Origin of the sequence: Pseudovibrio sp. W64 (genome assembly GCF_001623145.1) — a bacterium.
In the GTDB taxonomy this organism is placed as follows: domain Bacteria; phylum Pseudomonadota; class Alphaproteobacteria; order Rhizobiales; family Stappiaceae; genus Pseudovibrio.
The window spans coordinates 228101-250112 of sequence record NZ_LMCI01000018.1 but is presented as its reverse complement, the minus strand read 5'-3'; the positions used below and the strand labels follow the sequence as shown (position 1 = coordinate 250112).

25 protein-coding genes are annotated in these 22012 nt (G+C 50.1%); 13 read left to right on the top strand and 12 right to left on the bottom strand.

Annotation, left to right across the window (positions count from 1 at the left end):
• Positions 1-324, bottom strand: a complete 324-nt coding sequence (locus PsW64_RS09930; protein ID WP_063292757.1) for a DUF1476 domain-containing protein — start codon at positions 322-324, stop codon at positions 1-3.
• 356 nt (positions 325-680) lie between these two features.
• Here PsW64_RS09930 and purC point away from each other — a divergent pair, with 356 nt between their 5' ends.
• The 4 genes from purC to purQ all read left to right on the top strand — a co-directional run bounded on the left by purC (position 681) and on the right by purQ (position 2754).
• On the top strand, positions 681-1445 hold the full coding sequence (purC, locus tag PsW64_RS09925; RefSeq protein ID WP_008548091.1) for a phosphoribosylaminoimidazolesuccinocarboxamide synthase: 765 nt from the start codon (positions 681-683) through the stop codon (positions 1443-1445).
• A gap of 210 nt (positions 1446-1655) precedes the next feature.
• Complete coding sequence (gene purS / locus PsW64_RS09920; RefSeq protein WP_057462573.1) at positions 1656-1895, top strand: phosphoribosylformylglycinamidine synthase subunit PurS; 240 nt, start codon at positions 1656-1658, stop codon at positions 1893-1895.
• Positions 1896-1929: 34 nt separating this feature from the next.
• The gene (locus PsW64_RS28180; protein WP_193757775.1) at positions 1930-2037 is read left to right on the top strand and encodes a phosphoribosylformylglycinamidine synthase-associated small membrane protein; all 108 of its coding nucleotides are present in this window, start codon (positions 1930-1932) and stop codon (positions 2035-2037) included.
• 45 nt (positions 2038-2082) lie between these two features.
• Positions 2083-2754 carry a phosphoribosylformylglycinamidine synthase subunit PurQ gene (purQ, locus tag PsW64_RS09915; RefSeq protein ID WP_063303487.1) on the top strand — a complete coding sequence of 224 codons (672 nt, stop codon included), beginning with the start codon at positions 2083-2085 and terminating at the stop codon, positions 2752-2754.
• A gap of 69 nt (positions 2755-2823) precedes the next feature.
• Here purQ and chrA read toward each other — a convergent pair whose 3' ends face one another.
• Both chrA and PsW64_RS09905 read right to left on the bottom strand, forming a co-directional pair.
• Positions 2824-4050, bottom strand: coding sequence for a chromate efflux transporter (gene chrA, locus PsW64_RS09910; RefSeq protein ID WP_063303486.1), 1227 nt, complete (start codon positions 4048-4050; stop codon positions 2824-2826).
• A gap of 89 nt (positions 4051-4139) precedes the next feature.
• Positions 4140-4952, bottom strand: a complete 813-nt coding sequence (locus PsW64_RS09905; RefSeq protein ID WP_057462576.1) for an AraC family transcriptional regulator — start codon at positions 4950-4952, stop codon at positions 4140-4142.
• A gap of 147 nt (positions 4953-5099) precedes the next feature.
• On the opposite strand from PsW64_RS09905, the gene PsW64_RS09900 reads away from it, so the two are divergent.
• The gene (locus PsW64_RS09900) at positions 5100-5636 is read left to right on the top strand and encodes a peroxiredoxin-like family protein (RefSeq protein WP_057462577.1); all 537 of its coding nucleotides are present in this window, start codon (positions 5100-5102) and stop codon (positions 5634-5636) included.
• A gap of 63 nt (positions 5637-5699) precedes the next feature.
• Here the strand turns inward: PsW64_RS09900 and PsW64_RS09895 are convergent, their stop codons facing one another.
• The gene (locus PsW64_RS09895; RefSeq protein WP_063303485.1) at positions 5700-6764 is read right to left on the bottom strand and encodes an FUSC family protein; all 1065 of its coding nucleotides are present in this window, start codon (positions 6762-6764) and stop codon (positions 5700-5702) included.
• A gap of 23 nt (positions 6765-6787) precedes the next feature.
• On the bottom strand, positions 6788-7771 hold the full coding sequence (locus PsW64_RS09890) for an HlyD family secretion protein (protein WP_193757774.1): 984 nt from the start codon (positions 7769-7771) through the stop codon (positions 6788-6790).
• A gap of 359 nt (positions 7772-8130) precedes the next feature.
• Between PsW64_RS09890 and PsW64_RS09885 the strand changes: the two genes are divergently transcribed.
• From PsW64_RS09885 to PsW64_RS09855, 7 genes are all read left to right on the top strand, one after another.
• Positions 8131-8643: a hypothetical protein gene (locus PsW64_RS09885; protein WP_063303484.1), complete on the top strand. Its 513-nt coding sequence runs from the start codon at positions 8131-8133 to the stop codon at positions 8641-8643.
• Positions 8644-8867: 224 nt separating this feature from the next.
• The gene (gene purL / locus PsW64_RS09880) at positions 8868-11072 is read left to right on the top strand and encodes a phosphoribosylformylglycinamidine synthase subunit PurL (RefSeq protein ID WP_063303580.1); all 2205 of its coding nucleotides are present in this window, start codon (positions 8868-8870) and stop codon (positions 11070-11072) included.
• A gap of 113 nt (positions 11073-11185) precedes the next feature.
• Complete coding sequence (locus PsW64_RS09875; RefSeq protein WP_057462580.1) at positions 11186-11419, top strand: BolA family protein; 234 nt, start codon at positions 11186-11188, stop codon at positions 11417-11419.
• 130 nt (positions 11420-11549) lie between these two features.
• Entirely contained in the window at positions 11550-11885 is a 336-nt protein-coding gene (grxD, locus tag PsW64_RS09870) for a Grx4 family monothiol glutaredoxin (protein ID WP_063289577.1), read from the top strand.
• Between the two features lie 153 nt (positions 11886-12038).
• Entirely contained in the window at positions 12039-12917 is an 879-nt protein-coding gene (locus PsW64_RS09865; RefSeq protein ID WP_063303483.1) for a hypothetical protein, read from the top strand.
• A gap of 146 nt (positions 12918-13063) precedes the next feature.
• Positions 13064-13726: an HAD family hydrolase gene (locus tag PsW64_RS09860; RefSeq protein WP_063303482.1), complete on the top strand. Its 663-nt coding sequence runs from the start codon at positions 13064-13066 to the stop codon at positions 13724-13726.
• 93 nt (positions 13727-13819) lie between these two features.
• The gene (locus tag PsW64_RS09855) at positions 13820-14011 is read left to right on the top strand and encodes a hypothetical protein (protein ID WP_057462584.1); all 192 of its coding nucleotides are present in this window, start codon (positions 13820-13822) and stop codon (positions 14009-14011) included.
• Positions 14012-14564: 553 nt separating this feature from the next.
• Here PsW64_RS09855 and PsW64_RS09850 read toward each other — a convergent pair.
• From PsW64_RS09850 to PsW64_RS09825, 6 genes are all read right to left on the bottom strand, one after another.
• On the bottom strand, positions 14565-15062 hold the full coding sequence (locus tag PsW64_RS09850) for a hypothetical protein (protein WP_063303481.1): 498 nt from the start codon (positions 15060-15062) through the stop codon (positions 14565-14567).
• A 99-nt stretch (positions 15063-15161) separates the two neighbouring features.
• Complete coding sequence (ttcA, locus tag PsW64_RS09845) at positions 15162-16127, bottom strand: tRNA 2-thiocytidine(32) synthetase TtcA (RefSeq protein ID WP_063303480.1); 966 nt, start codon at positions 16125-16127, stop codon at positions 15162-15164.
• A gap of 132 nt (positions 16128-16259) precedes the next feature.
• The gene (gene rpsD, locus PsW64_RS09840; protein WP_057462588.1) at positions 16260-16877 is read right to left on the bottom strand and encodes a 30S ribosomal protein S4; all 618 of its coding nucleotides are present in this window, start codon (positions 16875-16877) and stop codon (positions 16260-16262) included.
• A gap of 238 nt (positions 16878-17115) precedes the next feature.
• Entirely contained in the window at positions 17116-18561 is a 1446-nt protein-coding gene (locus tag PsW64_RS09835) for an alanine/glycine:cation symporter family protein (RefSeq protein ID WP_193757778.1), read from the bottom strand.
• 152 nt (positions 18562-18713) lie between these two features.
• Complete coding sequence (gene murI / locus PsW64_RS09830) at positions 18714-19451, bottom strand: glutamate racemase (RefSeq protein ID WP_446737465.1); 738 nt, start codon at positions 19449-19451, stop codon at positions 18714-18716.
• 35 nt (positions 19452-19486) lie between these two features.
• Positions 19487-20257, bottom strand: a complete 771-nt coding sequence (locus PsW64_RS09825; RefSeq protein ID WP_063292767.1) for an RNA methyltransferase — start codon at positions 20255-20257, stop codon at positions 19487-19489.
• 294 nt (positions 20258-20551) lie between these two features.
• On the opposite strand from PsW64_RS09825, the gene PsW64_RS09820 reads away from it, so the two are divergent.
• Positions 20552-21136 carry an HdeD family acid-resistance protein gene (locus PsW64_RS09820; RefSeq protein ID WP_057462592.1) on the top strand — a complete coding sequence of 195 codons (585 nt, stop codon included), beginning with the start codon at positions 20552-20554 and terminating at the stop codon, positions 21134-21136.
• 88 nt (positions 21137-21224) lie between these two features.
• Here PsW64_RS09820 and PsW64_RS09815 read toward each other — a convergent pair whose 3' ends face one another.
• On the bottom strand, positions 21225-21815 hold the full coding sequence (locus PsW64_RS09815) for a DUF2585 domain-containing protein (protein ID WP_063292768.1): 591 nt from the start codon (positions 21813-21815) through the stop codon (positions 21225-21227).
• Positions 21816-22012 lie beyond the last annotated feature (197 nt).

Sequence of the window (22012 nt, the reverse complement as noted above, 5' to 3'; positions counted from 1 at the left end):
TTATGCTTCCTCAGCAACTTCCTTTTTCGCAACAGCCATCAGCTCTTCCATAGTGCGGCGAATCTGGTGTTCAGACTGCTCAACACTTGCATCTGCAAAATCTTTGGAAATACGAGCAAAAATGTCTTCGTCGCCTGGCTCTTTAAGATCCGTTTGGACGATCTTTTTGGCGTAATCTTCTGCGATGTCTCCGGCCAAACCAAGCTTCTCAGCAGCCCACTGGCCCAGCAGCTTATCGCGCCGTGCAGTAGCCTTGAAAGCAAGCTCAGAACCCATTGCGAAACTGCCTTCAAACGCATCAGCTCGTTTGTCAAACGTGCTCATCTATTCCCTCCTAGCTCAGACAATGTAAAAAGGTCCCTCCCCTCTTACAAGCCACGCTATAACTTACGTAAATCATTGTACGCAACTTCTATTTGCAGGTCAAAAGCCATTAGTTGTAGTCAGCAGCATTTCAGAGAGCGTTGACGCCATTCGAATTACCCATTTGTGCTTTATCAAAAAGTCGGTTAAGTTCCGCGCCGCATAGCGGGATCGCGATTTTCGCAATGACGAAAGATGCGAAAACCAGTGCTGGAGGGTCATTCGCAGCATTTTTGCTCGAATGTTTTGCAAGGCAAGTGGTTTAAGCCTCGACGTCACCCGTACGACTTGTTCTACAAACGCAATGGTAAGTGCCTATGAACCGCCGTCGGCGAATTTACGAAGGCAAGGCCAAGATTCTCTATGAGGGTCCTGAGCCGGGAACGCTGATTCAGCACTTCAAAGATGATGCTACAGCCTTCAACAACGAAAAGCATGAAGTCGTTGATGGAAAGGGTGTCCTGAACAACCGGATTTCTGAGTACATTTTCAACAATCTGAATAACATGGGCATTCCAACCCATTTTATTCGTCGGTTGAACATGCGCGAACAGCTGATCCGTCAGGTCGAAATCATTCCGATCGAAGTCGTTATCCGCAACGTTGCTGCAGGTTCTCTGTGCAAACGCCTGGGATTGGAAGAAGGCACTCAGCTTCCACGCTCCATTATCGAGTTCTACTACAAGAACGACGAACTTGGAGATCCGCTGGTTTCTGAAGAACACATCACCGCTTTTGGTTGGGCTGCTCCTCAGGAGCTTGATGACATCATGGCACTCGCCATTCGCATCAATGACTTCCTGTCCGGTCTGTTCATGAGCGTCGGTATTCGCCTCGTTGATTTCAAGATCGAACTTGGACGTCAGATCGAAGGCGACATGATGCGTATCGTCCTTGCGGACGAGATCTCTCCAGACAGCTGTCGCTTGTGGGACACGTCCACAAACGACAAGATGGATAAGGACCGGTTCCGCCAGAACATGGGCGGTATGGTTGAAGCCTATCAGGAAGTAGCCCGCAGGCTTGGTATCCTGATTGACAACGACCGCCCGGGACATTCTGGACCAGTGCTAGTCAAATAATCAATGAACGGGCCCCTGCGGCCCGTTTTGCATTTTTGGGGCAAGCAAACTACCGCACGGGTATTGAACTATCTCACTACCTGCGCTCGTTTTCACTTCCCCAGTATAGATTCCCGCGTTATGAACGCGCGCAAAGAACGGATTTTCGCGGCAGGCGCAATGCAAACCGCTTGAATCTCTCATTTTGGTAAGGAAGGACCAGTTAGAACCATGAAGGCACGTGTGACCGTCACTCTTAAGAACGGTGTTCTCGATCCCCAGGGCAAAGCAATCGAAGGCTCCCTTGGTTCTCTTGGTTTTGAAGGCGTTGAAGGCATCCGCCAGGGTAAAGTGTTTGACCTTGAACTGGCAGATCGCACCGATGCTCAGGCAAAAGCTGACATTGAAGCCATGTGCGAACAGTTACTGGCAAACACCGTCATCGAAAATTACTCGATCGAGCTTCTCTGAAGTAACCGATAGCAGAATCTGCGAGGGCATAAACGTGCAAGACGATACAGGCCGGATCATCCGGTTCATGGTTATCAAAGCAATCATCTTTATTGGCTTGCCCGCTGCCCTCTCTGTTCTTGCGGTGTTTTTACTTCTGTAAAATCTCGTCTGTAACAAGCGGCCCTCCATCCAAGAGGAAACATTCATGAAATCCGCAGTGATCCTATTCCCCGGTTCCAACCGGGATCGCGATATGATCAAAGCGCTGGAGCAGATCTCCGGCCAGTCTGTTGCCACGGTATGGCATACTGAAACTGAACTGCCAGAAGCAGAGCTTTATGTCCTGCCAGGCGGCTTCTCTTACGGTGATTACCTGCGCTCAGGTGCGATTGCAGCACGCTCCCACATCATGCCAGCTCTCAAAACTGCAGCAGATCAGGGACGTCACGTTCTCGGCGTATGTAACGGTTTCCAGATGCTGACTGAGGCAGGCCTGTTGCCAGGTGCGTTGATGCGCAATGCATCCCTCCACTTCGTGTGTAAGGAAGTTATGCTGGAAACCACCAGCACCAACAGCGCCTTCACATCTCACATGGAAAAAGGCAAAGTTTGGCGCTGTCCGGTGGCACACCATGACGGCAACTACTTTACTGATGCTGAAACCCTGAAAGAACTCGAAGGCGAAGGCCGCGTCGCATTCCGCTATGCTGACGGTACCAACCCAAATGGTTCTCTCAACGACATTGCAGGCATCACCAGCGCCAAAGGCAATGTTCTCGGCATGATGCCTCACCCGGAAAATCTTATCGAAGATCTTCATGGTGGCCTCGAAGGCCGTGCTCTGTTTGAAAGCGTAATGCAAAGCCTCGCTGCTTAATCAGCAAAGCAAACAAGTTTTAGAACCCGGGATGCTCAGCACTCCGGGTTTTTTTGTTTTCTGAAGTCCTTAAATGAACGCAAAGCCAATCCCGGTCAGGCCAAGCAGTACCACAACCACCCATGGCGGCGATTTGAAAGAAACCAGCAGAACAAATCCACAAAGCGCAGCTGCAAAATCTTTTGCCTCAAGGATCGCACTGGTCCAGACAGGCGCATATAAGGCCGCTCCAAGAACACCAACAACAGCCGCATTTGCGCCAGCCATGACGCCACGTGCAGAAGGTGTCTGACGCAGCACGGCCCAGTAAGGCAGACCGGCAATCAGAAGCAACGCCCCCGGCAGGAAGATGCCCAGCAACGCTATGCTTGCTCCAATCCACGCTGCATAGCCAGTCTGCATTTCAGCGCCCAGATATCCGGCAAATGTAAACAAAGGCCCCGGCACGGCTTGCGTCGCGCCGTACCCGGCAAGGAAAGAGCTCTCACTCACCAGCCCTTTGCCAACCACCTCGGCTTCCAGCAATGGCAACACCACATGCCCTCCACCAAACACGAGCGAACCGGAATGGTAGAAGCTGGCAAACACACCCAGCAATGGATCAACAATAACATCACTCAGAATGGGCAGACCAAAAAGCAGCACAGCAAATAAAATGACAGAAAGCAGCCCAACCCGACGTCTAGGAGCAAATAGAACCTCATGCACCACGGCTTTGGGCTCCGAGCGGCAAAACAAAAAGCCTCCCAGGCCACCAGCCACAATTGCTGCAATTTGCCCTCCGGCCCCACCGAAGGTGACAACAAGAACTACAGCGAGCACAGCAAGTCCGGCTCTGAGCTGATCCGCACAAAAGTTGCGTGCCATCCCCCAGACAGCCTGAGCAACAACAGCAACCGCCACCAGCTTGAGACCATGAATCAGCCCCATGCCGACAGGTCCTTCAAAAGCGCTCGCCCAATAGGCAAATCCAAAGAGCAGCAAGGCTGAAGGAGCAGTAAAGGCAAAGAACGCAGCCAAAGCTCCCAGTGGTCCCGCCCGCATAAGTCCAAGCCCAAACCCAACCTGACTGCTGGCCGGTCCCGGTAGGAACTGACACAACGCAACCAAATCACCATAAGCTTCTTCGGAAAGCCACTTCCGGCGCTTCACGATCTCCTCACGAAAATAACCCAGATGAGCAATCGGCCCACCAAACGACGTCAAACCCAGTTTTAGAAAAGTAACAAAAACCTCTAGCGCATGACCTTTGGCATGCACTTCAGGAAGGTTGGTCGGACGTTCTGTAAAACTCATGTACAGCTCAATTGTATTCTGAAAAGAAAGCGGAGCAGCATATAAAGCAGAGATGTGACATTAGGACAAACACGCAGAACGCATCCGCTCTATGCAGCCACACCTGTTTTCAATGCAACATTACGAGGAAGCTCATTGTAACGCCGTTGATAGGCCCGCGACAATGCCGTTGGTGAAGCAAACCCAACCCGCGCAGCAACGCTTTTCAAAGGGCGCCCAGCCTCCAGATCCAATTTAGCCAAAGCCAGCCGCCAGTTGCTCAAATACGATCCCGGCGTCTCCCCCATGACTTCCTTGAAGTGCACAGCAAACTGTGTGCGCGACATGCCAGCAACTTCTGCAAGACTTTCCAGACGCCACTGCTTGGAAGGATCTTCATGAATGGCAACAAGCGCTTGCGCTAGATTAGGATGAGCCAACCCGGCAATCAAACCACTGCAGGCAACACCGGACCGCACCGCATGACGCAGCAACCGGATCACCACCACTTCACACAAGCGATTGATCACAGCGGCACTTCCGCACCGAGGCGAAAGCACTTCTTCTACCACCAATGCAGCAAGGCTCTCCAGCTCTGGCGCATCCTTGAGATAGATCTCCACATAATCTGGCAAAGCAGTGCTCAGCTGAGATCCCGGCCCGCCAAACTCAACCCGAGCTCCGGCAAGAACAACAGTATCCTCGCAGATACGCTTAACTTCAGTGGGGTTATTGGGACTGGCAGGGAGAAACACAAGCTTCCGGAAACCTTGCATACACCGAAGAATGAAAAAGTTGCCCTGAAGCACCTCATCCTCAGTGTTTTTAAGAATATGTGCCTCCACTTTAAAGCGTTCAATAAGCGAAGAAAGGCGATCGTATCGCAGCTCTCTCGGTTTCACCTCAGCAAGTGCAGTGGCCATATCCGAACTCTCAGTCAGTTATTTCGAACAAAAAGCAATTAAACGTTCAATATCATATCAAATAGAAATCGACCACTGCTAATTGCCTTTTCAAGAAATCGAATTGAGCAAAGCTACAAAAAGAAAATTTAGCTCAGGAGAATAACAATGCTTATCCCTCGCAAGCCAGTCCCAAGCTTATCTGCGAACCTCCTTGGTGGTGGTACATTCGATCTGTCAGCCGATGCTTCTGACTTTGCCACTCTGGTCGTTTTTTACCGTGGTCTGCACTGTCCCATTTGTGCAACCTACCTGAAAGAACTGGAACGCCTGACACCAGAGTTTGAGGAACGTGGTGTGAAAACCATCGCCCTCTCAACCGATACAGAGGACCGTGCCCAAACATTTTCCAATGCGATTAAAGCAGACAAACTGCGCGTTGGTTATGGCGTTACTCTGACAAAAGCACGTGAATGGGGTCTGTTCATTTCAGCAGGCCGCGGAAAAACGTCTATCGGTATCGAAGAACCAGGCCTCTTTGCTGAACCAGGCCTATTCTTTGTAAAGCCTGACGGCACTCTCTACTTCGGGAATGTGCAGACTATGCCATTTGCACGCCCTGACTTTAAACCAATGCTCGGTGCTCTCGACTTCTGCATCAAGAATGATTATCCCGCTCGTGGTGAATACACCGGAGCTCTTTAATCAATTGTACCACAAACACTTTTCTTGATGCACAGAGAGGCTGTGATTTCACAGCCTCTCTTTTTATTGGTCTCCATCTGGTTCTTGCTTGGTCTTTTCTTTTGCAAGGTGATCAATATGGCTCAGGTCTGCACCCTGCCAGACACGCACCACAAATAGCGCAGCCCCACCAATAATTGCCCCAAGAACAACTCCTACAAGTCGATCCAACACCAATTGGATGTCACTAATTGGTCCTGATGACGCTAATGCTGCAATAACAAATGCATAACCAGCCTGAGTGCCAGCATATGCCCAATAACTGTTACCATGATGGACCGAGGTCAGAATCCATAGGCCTGCCCACATCGCGATAAGCCACCAGAAAAATTCCTGAAAAGCTATGGCTGCAAGCGCAAGCCCCATTACGCCGCCGACAAAACATCCAACGGCTCGATTAAGTGCAACTTTCTTAACTGACTCGACTGGCCCACAAAGAACAACCATAGATGTGATCGCAATTTGCACCGTTCCAGTAAGGTCGTGGCGGTCATAAATAATGGGTGCGGTAACAGCCACAACTGCACCGCTGACGCACAATGCAACGACCCAATCCTTATCTAGATTCTCAATGGTGGGTTTCCCGAATGGTGCAATTCCAAGAGAAAATCCATCATTTTTAATGAAAACATGAGTGACAGCAGCAGCAACGGCCACACCGAGCGCCAGGTTCAATGCCCGATCAAAAAGTAAAGGAAACAACTGCCCAAGTTCTGCGATAGATATATAGATCGCCAACAAAGCTGTCACGGCTCCCAACAACCACGCATAACCAAAATTCGGACTGGCCAACCGCTTATAGATAGCCAATATCGCTAAACCCGCCACAGCAATCATCTGCAAAGGTTGTTCTTCTACGAATAAAATCACAAATATATAGCCTACAACTGCACCAATGATCGTTCCCAGAACTCGTTGGGCTCCCTTGCGCCAAACATTGGTCCAGTCAGAATTCGCAACTGTCAGAGCTGATAAACCAGCCAGCCAGGGAGCATCAGCATCAACAATAAGTGCAGCAACAGCAGCAAGTGTCACAATCAAGCTGGTCCGGAAACCATATTTGAAATCAAAAAAGACTTGCTGTTCCACGTAACTCTACTCCAATATGCGACTTAGTGAATGAGGAGTATGCGGGCATCGCCGCCATGCATTGGTTGATAACCTTCTAGAAACTCTCCCATATCAATTTCGACAGGAAACCTTTGGGACAATCGGATCCAAGCTGTCGTCAGAGGTATAAACGGTAGAACACGAGGATCAGTTATCGCACGCGAAACACCTCGCCCTATCGAACGGACTGTACCTTTGTGAACACGATAGGGGTCACTGGAGACCTGAAACCAAACTGTTTGTCCCGGCTTTAATCGCGATGCATGCCGTTCCACCAAATTGGCTATAATTCTCCAGTTTGTATTCGTGATCAAAGCCAGTTGAGGAATCCCTTCCAGCACATAATTACCCGGGTTAACCGTGTATTCGCTGACCACACCATCGACAGGCGATAAAAGAGACGATTTACGAAGATTGTATTGCGCAAGGGCCGTAGCTGATTGACCCGCCTCATAAGTGGAGCGCATCACCTCAACCGAATGCGTGGCCGCTCTCAAGGTATCACGTGCAGAATCCGTTTCTGCGTTAGCCTCTTCCAACGAGAGCGTAATGTTATCGAGGCGCTGCTGTGTCACAAACCCATTATCGGTCAATTCTTCAAAGCGTTGCTGCTGCGCAGACAGATTAGCAACCTTGGCAACGGCAGCAGTCACAGAAGCTTCGGCAACCTGAACTTCCGCCTCAGACCGGCGGAGACTGGCCAGTGCCTTTGCTTCTTCTGCTCGTGCTTCCTGAACAGCTAATGCAAAGGGTTCAGGATCAATTTGCAGGAGGAGTTCTCCAGCCCCAATTTTCGTGTTTCGGGCAACTGGTACTTCGGTAACAAACCCGGAAATTTCTGGAGCAACGCGCACAACATCAGCGGAAACATAAGCATCAGCAGTGTAAGTGATGTAATAATCCTGTACCACATAAGCGCCGATCAAGGCGCATGCGCCTAAGATCACCTTGATCGGACCACTTATATGATAAATGCCTCCAGGCACCCTTTATCTCCGCTCACCTGACACTACGCAAAACATAAGTATCGGCGAATTCTTGTTAGACAAACCAGCGTCAAACACTGGCAAAAGGCACCCATTTGGAAGCACGAGAAAGCATCGCAAATGAGGGTTTTAAAATCATGAAAACCATCCCTCTAAATTCAAAGTAGGTAGTAAATACAGTAAGTTAACAAAGATTTCTGAAATATGAAGTTTTTACACGTGCTCGTTGCAGAACGCGAAACAAAAACCTAACCAGTTCAAAAGGTCGTCGTTGAAAGGGGATCAGCAGGTGTGGTTGCATCGCGAAAACGCATAGGCTTGGCCCAGTTGTCAGGCAAACCTGCAAAGGACTATCTGTGATGCCCCCCCTCGCGAAAAGAATTGCCGTCCTCGGAACCGTTTTCGCCACCGCGTTTGCAGCGACAACGCTCAGCGCCAATGCAGCACAGGTTAATGCTCGAGCCGCAAGCTTCTCCCACACAGGCCAGTTGGCCACCTTTGGCCTCTACAACAATGCAATTGTGACGGATCAGCTCAATCTTAAGCGCATCAACGCTGATTATATCTTCTTAAGCGATAACCCTGAGGACCCTTTTGACTTTGTATCAGGCAGTTGCTTCGGAGGCGCTGTCGTCAAAAACATGCAGGTCCAAGGCGGTGGCGTCTGCAGTTTAAAAGATAAGAATGGAACGCCCTTCGCTCTCAGTTATGAAATCACGACAGTTAAGAGTGGAACCTACTCCGGCAACTGGGCAATCCTTGGCGGTGATCAAAAATGGGACACAGCCAAAGGCAGCGGCACATGGAGCAGAATGGCTCTTCCCAATAAGTCCATGTCCGTCACCACAATTCAGGGCGAAATAACCTTCTGACAACCCAAAAATCGCCAATCAGAGGTGAAAATTTTTTCAGTCAATTCAAGAAATTACAACCTGCTTATTTTCCAACAAAGCGACTTGACGTTAAGCTGCAAAAAACCATGCCTTGGCAGCAAAAAAACCAAAAAAACGGTGTCTACAGTTTCCATTTTCCTATGAATCCTGTTAAGCAGCCCGTGACATTTGGCCCCGGCGCACTGCGCCCAAATTTTCTGAGTGTGATGATCCAAAATAGCGTCAAGATCACCCCCGAACTCATTGAGGCCCACGGTCTTAAGGAAGATGAATATGCTCGCATCCTGGAGCTGATTGGCAGAGAGCCAACCTTCACCGAGCTGGGAATTTTCTCCGCAATGTGGAACGAGCATTGCTCTTACAAATCCTCCAAGAAATGGTTGAAGACACTCCCGACCACCGGACCTCGTGTTATTCAGGGACCGGGCGAGAATGCAGGCGTTGTCGACATCGATGACGGGCAGGCAGTCGTCTTTAAGATGGAAAGCCACAACCATCCGTCTTACATTGAGCCATATCAGGGCGCAGCAACTGGCGTTGGCGGCATTCTGCGCGACGTGTTCACCATGGGTGCACGTCCGGTCGCAGCCATGAACGCTCTGCGCTTCGGTGAGCCAGATCATCCACGCACCCGCCACCTCGTATCCGGCGTTGTTTCCGGTGTGGGTGGATACGGCAACTCCTTCGGTGTCCCGACAGTAGGCGGCGAAGTTGAGTTCCACAAATCCTACAACGGAAACTGCCTGGTCAATGCATTCGCAGCGGGCCTTGCCGATTCTGACAAAATCTTCCTGTCTGAAGCAAAAGGTGTTGGCCTTCCTGTGGTCTACCTTGGCGCCAAAACAGGCCGCGACGGCGTGGGCGGCGCCACAATGGCTTCTGCTGAGTTCGACGATTCCATTGAAGAGAAACGTCCAACTGTTCAGGTTGGTGATCCATTCACTGAAAAGTGTCTGATGGAAGCCTGCCTTGAACTGATGAAGACCGGCGCAGTCATCGCCATTCAGGACATGGGCGCAGCTGGCCTTACCTGTTCAGCAGTTGAAATGGGCGCAAAAGGTAACCTTGGCATCGATCTGGATCTCGACAAAGTCCCAGCCCGCGAAGAGAACATGAGTGCCTATGAGATGATGCTCTCTGAAAGCCAAGAGCGCATGCTCATGGTTCTAGAGCCATCCAAGGAAAAAGAAGCCGAAGCCATCTTCACCAAGTGGGGACTGGACTTCGCAATCTGCGGTGTAACCACAGATACCCTGCGCTTTGTTGTGAAGCAGCACGGTGAAGTCATGGCCGATCTACCAATCAAGGAACTCGGCGATGAAGCGCCTGAGTATGATCGCCCATGGACACAGTGGCCTGAGCCAGAAGAAATTGCAGCAGCCAATGTTGAAGAGCCAGCAGACTACAAAGAAGCTCTGCTGAAGCTTATCGGTGGCGCTAACGGGTCTTCCCGCCGCTGGGTCTATGAGCAATACGACACCCTCATTCAGGGCAACTCCGCAGCAACTCCGGGCGGTGATGCTGGCGTCATCCGCGTGGACGGAACAGACAAGGGTCTGGCATTCTCCGTAGACGTGAACCCGCGCTATTGCTACGCAAACCCATATGAAGGCGGCAAGCAGGCAGTCGCAGAAACCTACCGCAACCTGTCCGCAGTTGGGTCCCTTCCGCTGGCGATCACCGACAACCTGAACTTCGGCAATCCCGAAAAGCCTGAGATCATGGGCCAGTTCGTTGGCTGCTTGAAAGGCATCGGTGAAGCATGCGAAGTGCTGGAAACTCCGATCGTCTCCGGTAACGTGTCTTTGTACAACGAAACCTACGGCGAGGGCATTCTGCCAACACCTGCAATCGGCGGCGTTGGCCTGCTTAAAGACGTGACCAAGCGCGTTGGCAGTGCATTTGTCAGCACTGGTGAAACCATCATCGTGCTGGGCGGCAAAGGCAAGCACCTCGGTTCATCTCAGTACCTGCAGGAAGTTCTGGGCAGCGATGAAGGTGCCCCTCCTTCAGTGGATCTGGAAGTTGAAAAGCTCATCGGAACGTTCGTACGTGAAGCTATCACCGCGGGCCGCATCACAGCAGCTCACGACATCTCGTCTGGCGGCCTGGCTGTTGCTCTTGCGGAAATGGCCATCAAAGGCAAGCTCGGTGCTACTGTAAAAATCACCGGCGAACATCCTCATGCCATTCTGTTTGGCGAAGATCAAAGTCGCTATGTTGTGACTGTGGCAGAGGAAAAGCTCGCTGCCTTCTTGGAAGATGCGATCGACGCTGGTATCAGCTCGGAAGAAATCGGTAAGACTGGAGGTGATACTCTCGTTCTTGGTGATAAAATCAGTGCATCAGTTGAAGAGCTGAACAATGCTTTCGAGGGATGGTTCCCGCATTTTATGCAGGCGAGCTGATACTCGTCCACCGAACTGCTAAACTGAGTTCTAAATAAGATTCGCTTCCCTCCTCATTTGGGTGAGGGAAGCAGCCAAACAGAAGTAACCCAGTCGGGCAAGGAGGCATACCCATGGCCATGGACGCAGGCGAACTACAAAACCTTATCAAAGAGGCTTTGCCAGACGCACACGTGGAAATCAGAGATCTGGCAGGTGACGGCGACCATTACGCCGCTGTCGTTATCTCAGAGAGTTTCCGCGGTAAATCCCGCGTACAGCAGCACCAGTTGGTGTATCAGGCTCTTAAGGGTAAAATGGGCGACGATTTGCACGCATTGGCGTTGCAGACCTCTGCTCCGGAATAACAAAACTAAGGCAGTGCGACCTTTCTCTTGCATTATCCCTGCAAGTTCCCATATGAGTGCCGCACTACGAACAATATACAATCACGGTCACCGGGCTTTGACCCCGGTCGAGCGAAAGGAACTCGACGACATGAGCGATATCCAAAGCTGGATCAAACACGAAGTAGAAAACAACGATGTAGTGCTCTTCATGAAAGGCACTCCAAACTTCCCACAGTGTGGCTTCTCCGGCCAGTCTGTGCAGATTTTGGATTACATCGGCGTAAAATACGTCGGTCATAACGTTCTGGAAGACGATAGCCTCCGTCAGGGCATCAAAGATTATAGCCAGTGGCCAACAATTCCACAGCTCTACGTCAAAGGCGAGTTCGTTGGTGGCTGTGATATTATCCGTGAGATGTTCCAGTCTCAGGAACTTCAGGCTCTGCTCTCAGAAAAAGGCATCGAGATCGCACCAGCTGCGTAAGTCTCTGCTGAACATAAAATTCATAAAACGGGCCTTCCCACGGAGGCCCGTTTTTTCGTTTTCACTCACGAACCCTTACTCCATCCCATTTGTGAGGTTTAGGTGCCCATCTCACTGTGCTAGCTCTAGTTATTATTCTTTTCGGAGCGCACTATGACCGAGCCAACCATTAAATTTCTTCCCAAAGACTTACGCAACACACATTCAACTTGGTTGCAAAAATACAAAAAAAATATCGTCACCAAATATGGCGAAGATGGCATCATCGATAAGATTTTTGATGTTATTGGAGTGGAAAACAAAGTTTTATGCGACGTGGGTGCAGCCGATGGAAAACATCACAGCAACACATATAACCTATTAAAAAATAAAGGTTGGAAGGGCATCTTATTTGAGCCAACAAAGCAACGTTACAAATTGCTCAAAGAATTATACAAAGAAAACGAACAAGTACTCCCACTATTTGAATACGTTGGCCTAGATAAGCACACTGATCTGGATTTTCATCTCGACCAACTTCGTGAGAAGCTCCCAAGAAATTTTGATTTTTTGTCAATCGATATTGACGGCTGTGACGTCCACATCTGGGCAGATGTAAAGCGATATCGTCCGCGCGTTGTCTGCATTGAGTTTAATCCCTGCATATCTTTGGACATTTATTTCCTGCAAGCGCGAGATCTTTCAGTGAATCAAGGAAATTCCTTACTCGCTATCTGCGAAGAAGCAAAAGATATGGGCTATGAACTAGTTGCAACAACTCAGCTAAATGCATTCTTTGTTGATCGCAATGATTTTGATAAATTTGAGATTTTAGACAATTCTCCGAAAGCAATGCATTTCTTGGAGGATAAAACCACTCATATTCTTATGGCTTATGATGGCCATCTTTTCTTAGCTGGAAGAACCCATCATCCGTGGAAGCATTACGAAATAAAAGACGACAATATACAAGTATTGCCACCGGAGTACCGAAAATGGAAGGCGGATGGGCGCTTTGCATTCGCAACGCAGGATAAAGAAAAAGCGCCTTAAAATCCTCTCATCTGAGTATCGGCTTGATAAAATATTTTCCTACAAAGCCCTTTAAAACGGGCCTTCACACGGAGGCCCGTTTTTTGTTGTCAGGCACTCGAAAACCATTAGGTTATTCTGCAAGCATTCCTCAAAACAGGCAGCATATGTTTAAGACCATTGTTTTCGATTTGGATGGCACAATTTGTCATCACAAAGCATCCTACCCGAAAATGTTCTTTGAGATTTTTGGTGAGCAGTTCAACAAGCACAGCGACACCTGGCTACGCCACATGCTGCACAATGGCGAGCACACCGGGTTGGAGGCTGTGCAGTCGTGTTTCCCAGACATGCAGGCTGACGAACAGGAGCACGCACTGACAACGTTCACCCAGAGGTGGGCGGAGGCACAAGCTCCTTTCTCTGGCATTTTTGAAGCAATCGCACTTTTGAAGGCAAACTTTGACTGTCAGATCGGTGTCATGACCAATGGCCCTTCAGGTTTCCAATGGGCTGTCATGAACAAGCTTGGAATTCTGGATCACGTCGACTTTGCGTACGCCAGTGGTGATACATTCCCAGCAGAGTGCAAACCAAGCGTGTCCCTTCTTCGCAAGCTTGAGAACAAACACGACTTTATCGCGGAAACAGCTCTGTTTATTGGCGATAATCTGGAAAAAGACATCAAGCCTGCCCGCGAAGCAGGTTGGAGTGCCCTCCATGTTGCTCCCCACGATCGAAAAGCAGATGCCCTGCCCCTCAACAGCTTCACAGAAGCAATAGCGCAGGCAGAGTGCTTAGAGGTTAACTGGAGTAGCCTGACCGCTTAACCTTCCTGAACGCTGAATGAACACACCTCTCAGAGCTCTCTCACATTCCCCTTGCTAAAACAGTCTGATCAACAGTTCATCGGGGGATGAGAGATGCAAGTTTATCTGAGAGTTTTGCTCCTAGGCGTAATCACAGGCACCACGATGGGTGCAGTCGCCGCGGCTATTACGCCAACCACGAAGGAAGGCCTCGCCCGTTACGAGTGCAACCACATAACCGTGTTCCAAAAGCCGTCTCTACTAAACGGCCCTGACGCCTGTAAGTACTATGGGGGGATGAAGTGAGAACTCAGCTGCACTCATACTGCTGCTTCACCACGGTGATAACACCGTCTCGTAAGTTAAAGCGCTCAGTCAGCTTGCTACAGCTATCACACAGTGGAACGATCTGAGCCCGACTTCCGCTCAGCCATCTCAGGTGTGATCCTTGGGTGGGTTTTTTATGACATTCTGCATTGCTGCAGGTAGATGGCCAGTCACGTTTTGAATGCCTGATCCAGTGCAACTTCCAGGAACCGCACTGACAGGATTGATCAGCAGTATCTCTCTGCTTTTTCCATCCAATACCGTTCAAGCCATCAATGACCATATTCATAGTTACCTCCAATGTCTTTCGTGGAAAATTCACATCGAGAAACTAAAAAAATATCACCACGTTAAACCGCGGCTTGATCGCTGAAATTCTGTCTTAATTCGACTTTAGTTACAGGATCTGGATACAATCTTTATTGAATAGGTAAAATCGCGTAGTTTCTGCAATTATTTCTCGCAGTTTACGTATTTTTATTACCTAACAAGAATTTAAAATACCGCAGGGAATCTCTAGCAGCACTGAAAATCAAACACCATTGAGACGGCGAAACTGGTTGATTTGCTCAGCCATTTCTTCTGGAGATTGCTTGTAGGTGCCTGGCAACACCCCATCAACGCTCAATCCACGCACGGCTTGAGCATAGGGAAACTTCCGCTTCCCCTTCAAATCCAGCACAACGCGTTTGGCCAGCTTAAACCCCATAAAGCTGAGTTGCTTTACATCCACACTCTCAATCTCATTCCAGGCCAATCTGCGCTTGATGAGAGCACGGTGATAAACAATCCCGTCTTTTCCAATCTCGGTATAATTGAGCGAAGGAAGATGAAAGATGCAAGCAGTGCCAAGTGCAATGGTAATGCCAATCAGAAAGAACGTGGTGATGCTTATGCCAAACACCTCTTCAAGCAACGGAGAGAGATCTGCAAACCCTCGCAACTGTGAGAACACCACAAACATCAGTGCGGTAAAGACGTTCTGCAGAACCAAAGCCGTGTTGCGTGCCCGAAATCGAAGTGGTGTCATGTCTCTATCCAATGCAGCCGATCAATCTATCGGAAAAAAGCAAAAACCGCTCCATCAAAGGATGCAGCGGTTTAGAAATACAGCAGTTAAGCCAAATGACTAAAACTCATTGCCAAACAGTTTCTCAGCCATTGCAGCAGCAGCGGAGCAAGGTTCCTGATCACTCTCTCCCTGCTCACCCGTATTAGGACGCAGGCCAACAAAGTCAAACGCTTGTGCATCATGTAAATGAGATGGACGCACATGCGCCAGAGCACGAGCCATAATGCCCAGCCGGCCTGGCGTCTCCTTCTCCCACTGTTGCAACATCTTCTTCACCTGAACACGCTGCAAGCCATCCTGTGAGCCACACAGGTTGCAAGGAATGATTGGGAAATCCATTGCCTTGGAGAACTTCTCGATATCCGCTTCAGAGGAGTTCATCAGCGGACGCAGCACCATCAGGTCACCTTCATCATTCACCAGCTTTGGCGGCATGGATGCCATACGACCACCAAAGAACATGTTCATCATAAAGGTTTCCAAAGCATCGTCCCGGTGATGCCCCAGCACAATTGCCTCACAGCCTAGCTCACGCGCAGTGCGATATAAAATACCGCGGCGCAGGCGAGAGCACAGGGAACAATAAGTAGACGTTTCAGGCAGCTTGTCGGTCACAATGCCGTAGGTGTTCTCGCGCACAATCTTGTTCGGGATCTGGTAGCGCTCAAAGAACTCGGGCAGGATGTGTTGCGGGAAATCCGGCTGGGACTGGTCAAGATTGCAGGCGATCAGGTCAACAGGAAGAAGACCACGCCACTTCAGATCCATCAAAACAGCAAGCAGAGTGTAGCTGTCTTTACCACCAGAAAGACAGATGAGCCATTTGGTTTTCTCCGGGCTCGCCCCATCCGGAACCATCTTATAGTCAGAGATTGCCTGACGAGTTTCACGCAGCAACCGTTTACGCAGTTTTTTGAACTCAACCGAACTTGGCACCTCACGGAAAAGTGGATGACACTGTGAATCAAAACTCTTGTCCTCAGCGGCTGTATCAGTGGCGTGTTCTGCGCTTAACTGGCTCATGGCGTTATCTTATCTTCACTCGTTCTCAATCATACAATGGCGAATGCAATATGCTGCGGGAGGAATAGCACCACCAAAAGAAAAGGGCCACCCAAAGGGCAGCCCAAATCAAATCCTTCAGGATCAAACCTATTAGCGGGAATAGAATTCCACAACCAGGTTTGGTTCCATCTGAACTGGGTAAGGCACGTCGCCAAAAGCAGGAACACGAGCAAATGTCGCGGTCAGCTTGTTGGTGTCAACGTCAAGGTAGTCAGGAACGTCGCGCTCAGCGGACTGTACTGCTTCCAGTACGATTGCCAGCTGCTTGGACTTTTCACGAACTTCAATAACGTCACCAGGCTTACACATGTAAGAACCGATGTTTACGCGGCGACCGTTTACGTTCACATGACCGTGGTTGATGAACTGACGAGCAGCAAACACAGTGAGAACGAATTTTGCGCGGTAAACAACTGCGTCAAGACGGCACTCGAGAAGACCGATAAGGTTTTCAGAAGTATCACCGCGCTGACGGGAAGCTTCATCATAAGTCTTACGGAACTGTTTCTCAGAGATGTTGCCGTAGTAGCCTTTCAGCTTCTGCTTAGCGCGCAGCTGCACACCAAAGTCAGAAAGCTTACCCTTACGACGCTGACCGTGCTGGCCTGGGCCATATTCACGACGGTTCGCAGGGCTTTTAGGACGACCCCAGATGTTTTCACCCATCCGACGGTCTAGTTTATACTTGGCGCTCTGGCGCTTAGACATCGCAGTTTCCTTAGCGTTTATCTGTAATTTTAAAGGAAACGCGCCCTCCTTTTCCTTCACAAACCCAAAGGCTCATAAAGATTGACAGCGGTCCTGGCAAATAGCGCATGCCGAACCACACGGGTGCGTAAAATCAAAGCGGCTCCATAGGAACCGCCATGAACAGCGCATTCCTATTGAAATTGCTCGCAAGAGTCAACGGAATATGACAGCAAACAGCTGAGAAATAAGAGCACTATCAATAGCGCCTTTGCGCTTCTTCGCCACGCTCTTTGCTCCAGATCGTAGCATCAACACCATCTGCAAGTTCAGGATGTTCGGCAATATCAAACATAGGCTCCTTCCCTTCCTTAAGCTGCTTAATGTAATCCTTGGTAATCAAGGACACCTTTGGCGCCAGAAGCACAATCGCAATCAGGTTGATTGTCGCCATCACAGCCATAGCGGCATCCGCTGCGTTGAATACAGTATCGACTGTCTGCAAAGTACCCCAAAACACCATTGCCAGCGAAAGAACACGAAGGATTGTGAGCCCCGGCTTCCAGCCATGCTCCAGATAAATCATGGCATTTTCCGCATACGAGTAATTCGCCACAATCGAGGTGAATGCAAAGAACAGGATCGCAACAGCGATGAAGTAGACACCAAAGTCACCCACATGCGCCTCTGCCGCAGATTGTGTAAGCGATATACCCGTCACACCAGTTGTCGGATCATAGATACCGGAGAGCAGGATAATCAATGCGGTCGCAGTACAGATCACGATCGTATCAATGAAAACACCCAGCGCCTGCACAAAGCCCTGAGAGGCAGGATGATGCGGATCAGGAACAGCTGACGCAGCAATGTTTGGCGCAGACCCCATGCCAGCTTCGTTGGAGTATAGACCACGGCGGACACCGTTCAGCAACGCTGCCATCACACCACCAGATATCCCGCCAACCGCTTCTTCAAGGCCAAAGGCATGCGCGACAATACTCCACAGAACACCGGGCACTTCTTCATAATTCGCAGCCAGAATACCAAACGCAATCACCACATAAGCAATCGCCATAAACGGAACGACAACCTCTGCAAAGTGAGCGATCTTCCGCAGGCCACCAAAGATGACCAGCCCAGCGGCCAAGACAAGCACGACACCAGTGACGATTTCCGGCATATCAAATGCACTGTTCATAGCATCTGCAATGGAGTTGGACTGCACGGCGGAGAACACAATGCCAAAAGCAAAAATCAAAGCAATTGCAAAGATATGGCCAAGCAATTTGCTTTTAAGACCAGCTGCCATGTAAACCGCCGGACCACCGCGAAACTGACCGTCGTCATCTTCAACCTTATACAGCTGGGCCAACGCGCTTTCTGCATAGGCCGTTGCCATGCCAACCAATGCAACCATCCACATCCAGAAGATCGCCCCCGGCCCGCCCAGCGTCAGCGCAACTGCAACCCCTGCGATATTGCCGGTGCCAACACGGGACGCCAAACTGGTACATAAAGCCTGAAACGGGCTGATCCCGTTGCGATCTTCGTGCCTCGATTTGAGAAGAACGCTGAAACACTGCCCAAAATAACGAAACTGGATAAAGCCTAATCGGAACGTGAAAAACACACCAACGGCAAGCAAGCCATAAAGCAGAACGTAATTCCAAAGGATGGTATTGGTGTAATCGACAACAGTATTGATGATATCCAAGGCTTCGACTCCAGCAAATCCGCAGGTGCCGACTGGGTATCAAAACAAATTCAAGATCCGCCTAGAACAACCAATTAAATAAGAGAGGATTTGAGCCAAGGCAGGCAACACTCCAGCAACCTATACGCTTACAAGAGAGAACCTCAGTTGGTCAGGAAAAACAGATCGTCGCACCCCGTCGCCACAGATTTCGGCTCTACGACCTGAACCAGCCGTCTGGCGATCGCAGGTGCAGGGTCAATCCACGTTACCGGCCAGGGAGCCACTTGCTCCATTTCTTCCTGCAAAAAAGGATAGTGCGTGCATCCAAGCACAACGCAGTCGGTGCGTTGGCCGTCTTTCTCGACAAAGCAAGGAGCAATTTCCTGCCGCAAGCGATCAAGGTCAACTTCGCGACCTGCCAGCTTGTCTTCTGCAAGTGCTGCAAGACCAGTTGCCCCAACAAGTGCAATATGGTGCTCAGGCGCAAACTCGATGATCAGATCCTGCGTGTAGTCGCGCTTCACAGTCCCCGGCGTTGCAAGCACTGCAAAAACGCCGCTTCGTGTTTGCTCAGCAGCCGGCTTTATAGCTGGAACTGTCCCAACCACAGGAACGCTCAACATCTCTCGTAAGCTCTTGAGCACAAGCGTCGAGGCCGTATTGCAAGCCACCACAACCGCGCTCGGTTGCCACGCCTCACTGACAGTCTGCACCAATGCGCAGATGTGCTCACGCAGTACCGCCGCATCCCAGTCGCCATAAGGGAAAGCAGCACGATCTGCCAGATATAACAATGCAGCATCAGGAAGCATTCGCTTGATCTCACGCTGCACCGACAGCCCCCCGACACCACTATCCAACACCAACACACGACCAGACGTATCCGCCCGCATATGCATTTGCTGAAATGGAACGACTGGGGAGCCGGTCAGCATCAATCTTTGTCCTTCACGCCATACTTCTCAAAGCAGGAAATCACACCACGCATGATGCGCACTTCATTTTCGGTGAGATCTGCTTTCTGAAAGATGTTGCGCAGCCTGCGAATTGTTACTGGCTTCTTTTCAATAGGACGGAAGAACCCGCGAGAATCCAGCCCTGCTTCCAGATGCTCAAACATTCGTTGAATGGATTCTTGTGTTGCGAGCTCTCCATCATAATCGTCCAAGGAGAAAGGCAGTGCACCAGCAGTCGCCACACGGCGCCATTCATAGGCACATACCAGAACAGCCTGGGCAATATTCAAGGACGCGTAGGTTGGATCAACCGGAAGGGTCACAATTTTATTTGCAAGCGCCACCTCGTCATTGTTCAGGCCCCAGCGTTCTCGGCCAAACATATAACCGGACGGGATCCCGCGCACGCCCTGAGCAACACTCTCAGTCGCGGCCTCATCAGGTCCCACAACAGGTTTTGGAATATCACGGCTACGTGCGGTCGTTGCAAAAACGAGTTTCAGATCGGCAACAGCTTCTTCAACACTGTCGAAAACCCGTGCTGCATCAATAACATGATGTGCCCGGCTGGAAGCTGAGCGTGCTTTTTCACTCGGCCAACCGTCGCGTGGGTTGATCAGGCGCAGGTCGTGCAGACCAAAATTGGCCATAGCACGAGCAACCATACCGATGTTTTCGCCAAGTTGAGGTTCACAAAGAACGACAACAGGAGGAATGGCATTGTTTGTTTCAGGAGTGCTTTCAGACATGCGGATCCTCTAGCCGATCACACCGGAAATTACCAGAGCCGTTTTGCCTCCCAGCCGTCTCAGCAAACGCGTATTCCTATCAGAATAAGCCTGCTGTTTTCCCTCGGCGACAAGTCACCACCTGCACCTCAGTCACATGATATGGCGTAGGAACTCTGACCAATCACGTAAAGAGGGTAAAATTCGGCGAATTCAATCAAGAGTAAAGCTGTGTTTTGCTGTTACCTAGAGTGTTAGCCATTTCAATGCAGCCTCTGAATGGCATGACCCTCTACGAAGGAGACCCCGACGACAATGTCTGGACAAGAACCCAACGCAGGTGGCACCCCGCCTCCAAATGTCCCGGACCTCACGCAGTTAGTGCGTGACAACTGGTTGAAGTTTCTGGTGCTCGGAGTACTGATGGTGATTGGTGGTACGATTGTGTTGGTCATACCATACGCGTCCTCCATCGCAGTAGCACTGGTAATTGGATTGGTTCTGATAGTCGTCGGGGTTCTTCAACTCTGGCACGCCATGCAGGTAAAAGAATGGGGAGGCTTCCTCGGGCAATCACTGGTCGGCATCATCGCGCTGGTTGGTGGGGTAGCAATCTATTACAACCCTGTCGCTGGCACAGAAGCGCTGACACTCGTGCTCTCCGCTGTCTTCATAGCGCAAGGCATTGCACAGGCGCTGTTCTCATTCCGTTTGCGACCTCACACCAGTTGGGGCTGGATTCTGGCCTCTGGCGTCATAGCAATCGCAGCTGGCTTGATGATCCTGCTCGACTTCCCTGCTTCAACCGGTTGGGCTCTGGGCCTTGTGGCCGGCATTTCCATCATGTTCAACGGCTGGAGTTATGTGGCCATAGCACTGGCCGCGCACAAGAAAGCATAATGCGCTTCAAATGAGAACTTGATCGGAAGAGTGAATTCAAAAAACAGCGTGCCGCGCAATCTAAAATGAGCGCGGCACAATTTTGTAATTAATAGGCCTGCATCTGCCATTCTTTGATGGCATCCAACGGATAAACCAGCATGATCACATTGAGTGTGAGGTTGTCCCTGATGATCGCTCCAACAATCAGTTCCATGGCAAGAATGAGCACAACAGTCAGCCAAACCGGCAACCGTGCAGCAAGCCAGAACCCGAACATCATCCAGATAATATCAAAAACGGAATTCAGAACACTGTCGCCAAAGTAATCGAGGGCGATAGTCGCTTCACGGTAACGATTGATAATGTAGCTGGAGTTCTCGACAAGCTCCCATGTCGCCTCAACAATAACCGACAGAACCAACCGGAAGCCCATTGGCCAGCCTGCCCCACCTGTAAAGAGACGACCCATCCACCAGAACAAAGCGTAAAACAGCATGCCGTGGATGATGTGAGACGGCGTGTACCAATCAGAGATATGCTGGCTGCTATCAGCACTGTTGGCGTTGCCCGCCCAAAGTTTGATCACCCCACATTTGCAGATTGGTTCCCGCCCCATAGCAAGAAGGATAGCGGCAGTCGCGATCAGCAACAAAACGGTGATCAAAGCATAGTGCTTGTTGTTCAAACGGTTGAGCATCAATCAAACTTTCAAAATGAGCAGGAACTAAAATCTTATCCGCGAAGGATGAACAGGACCCTCAAACAAGCCTGCGTATATAAGCAACGCCTAAATCAATCAACGAAAACTGCAAGAAACGTGAGTTGAATTAAGTCAGTAAGGTGCAGCTAAAAGAACAATGTGGCAAAAAGAAAAGGCTCAGAGAACCCCTGAGC